This is a genomic window from Fibrobacter sp., from assembly GCF_045131395.1.
Classification (GTDB): domain Bacteria; phylum Fibrobacterota; class Fibrobacteria; order Fibrobacterales; family Fibrobacteraceae; genus Fibrobacter.
Window position 1 is genome coordinate 1 of the sequence record NZ_JBGUQY010000007.1, and the last position, 2,519, is coordinate 2,519.

A 2,519-nucleotide genomic window follows, 5' to 3' on the forward strand; every position below is an offset into this window, starting at 1 on the left:
CATCGAGGTGCCAAACCACCCCGTCGATGTGAGCTCTTGGGGGTGATCAGCCTGTTATCCCCGGAGTACCTTTTATCCTTTGAGCGATGGCCCTTCCATGCGGAACCACCGGATCACTATATCCTAATTTCTTACCTGTTCGACTTGTCTGTCTCGCAGTCAAGCACTCTTTTACTATTGCGCTCTGCTTACGGTTACCAACCGTAATGAAAGTACCTTTGAAAGCCTCCGTTACGCTTTTGGAGGCGACCACCCCAGTCAAACTACCTGCCAAACACTGTCCCTCTACCTAGAGGTTAGACCCTAAATAGTCAAAGGGTGGTATTTCAACAACGACTCCTCAAAGACTAACGCCTCTGATTCCCAGTCTCCCACCTATCCTACTCATCAAATATCCAAAGTCAATGTTAAGCTATAGTGAAGGTTCACGGGGTCTTTCCGTCCCGTTGCGGGTAAGCGGCATCCTCACCGCTACTACAATTTCACCGAGCTCGTGGCCGAGACAGCGCCCAGATCGTTACACCATTCGTGCAGGTCGGAACTTACCCGACAAGGAATTTCGCTAACTTAGGACCGTTATAGTTACGGCCGCCGTTTACTGGGGCTTCAATTCAATGCTTCTCTTGCGATGACATCTCCTCTTAACCTTCCAGCACCGGGCAGGTGTCAGGCCTTATACCTCATCTTTCGATTTCGCAAAGCCATGTGTTTTTGTTAAACAGTCGCCTGGGCCATTTCTCTGCGCCTCCCGTGAAGGAGGGCCCTTTATCCCGAAGTTACAGGGCTATTTTGCCTAGTTCCTTAGCCACGGATCACTCGAGCGCCTTTGGATTCTCTCCTCGACCACCTGTGTCGGTTTCCGGTACGGGCCGGTGTGGACACACCTTAGAAGTTTTTCTCGGGAGCAGGTTTAGGACCGCTGTCCGCTCGGCCGAAGCTCTGCGGTACTTTCACGTTCAAAAACATCCGGCGGATTTGCCAACCAGACTATTCTACACGCTTTAACGCACATATCCGTCAGTGCGCGGGTCTTTCACTTCTCCGTCCCTCCTTCGAATCCACATCGGGTGACGGAATATTAACCGTCTGTCCATCGGCTTCGCCTTTCGGCTTATCCTTAGGCCCCGACTAACCCTGAACCGATTATCGTTGTTCAGGAAACCTTGGTCTTTCGGCGAGAAGGTTTCTCACCTTCTTTATCGTTACTTATGCCTACATTTGCTTTTCCAAACGCTCCAGCCGCTCTCACGGGCGACCTTCGACGCAGATTGGAATGCTCCCCTACCAATCTCATAGATTCCTGGGCTTCGGTATGACGCTTATACCCGTTCATCATCCATGCAGCACCGCTCGACTAGTGAGCTGTTACGCACTCTTTAAATGTATGGCTGCTTCCAAGCCAACATCCTAGCTGTCAATGCAGTGCAACCACGTTTTACTAACTTAGCGTCAATTCCGGGACCTTAGCCGCAGGTCTGGGTTATTGCCCTCTCGGCAACGGATATTAGCACCCATCGCCTCTCTCCGGAGCATCATCTTCAAGCATTCTGAGTTTGTCAGGAATTGGTAGGCGGCGAAGCCCCCGCATCCTATCAGTAGCTTTACCTCTTGAAGACTAACTCCAGGCTGCCCCTAAAGGCATTTCGGGGAGTACGAGCTATCTCTCAGTTTGATTAGCCTTTCACCCCTACCCTCAGTTCATCCAGAGTCCTTTCAACGACTATTGGTTCGGTCCTCCATCACCTGTTACGGCAACTTCAACCTGACCAAGGGTAGATCACAAAGTTTCGCGTCTGCTCCCACTGACTGAACGCCCTGTTCAGACTCGCTTTCGCTTCGGTTGCGGAACTCAAATTCCTTAACCTCGCCAGTGAGAAGCAACTCGTAGGCTCATTATGCAAAAGGCACGCCGTCACATCATATTGATGCTCCGACCGCTTGTAAGCGCACGGTTTCAGGTTCTATTGCACTCCGCTGTTCGCGGTTCTTTTCACCTTTCCCTCACGGTACTGGTTCACTATCGGTCTCTCAGGAGTATTTAGCCTTGGCGGATGGTACCGCCGGATTCAGACAGGATTTCCCTGGTCCCGCCCTACTCAGGATACAGCTACGTAGCAACTCGTTTTCGAATACTCGGCTTTCACGATCTATGGCCGAACTTTCCAGAACGTTCTTCTAACAAGTTACAGTCGATATTGCTGTCCTACAACCCCGGGCATGCCGTAACACCCCCGGTTTGGGCTCCTCCGCGTTCGCTCGCCACTACTTGCGGAATCACTGTTGTTTTCTCTTCCTGCAGGTACTTAGATGTTTCAGTTCCCTGCGTTAGCCCCTAAATCTAGGTAATGTGTCTTCAACACATTGGGTTCCCCCATTCGGAAATCCACGGGTCAAGGGTTATTTGCACCTCACCGTGGCTTATCGCAGCTTGTCACGTCCTTCCTCGCCTCTGAGAGCCTAGGCATCCCCCGTACGCTCTTACTTAACTTTCTCGTCTCGAGTTCAATTGTAAAAGATTT

At 51.1% G+C, this 2,519-nt stretch carries 1 rRNA gene; it reads right to left on the bottom strand.

Annotated elements, in window-relative coordinates:
• Positions 1 to 2,493: ribosomal RNA gene (locus ACJMNB_RS04405) — 23S ribosomal RNA — on the bottom strand; the annotation flags it as partial.
• Between the last annotated feature and the right edge of the window lie 26 nt (positions 2,494 to 2,519).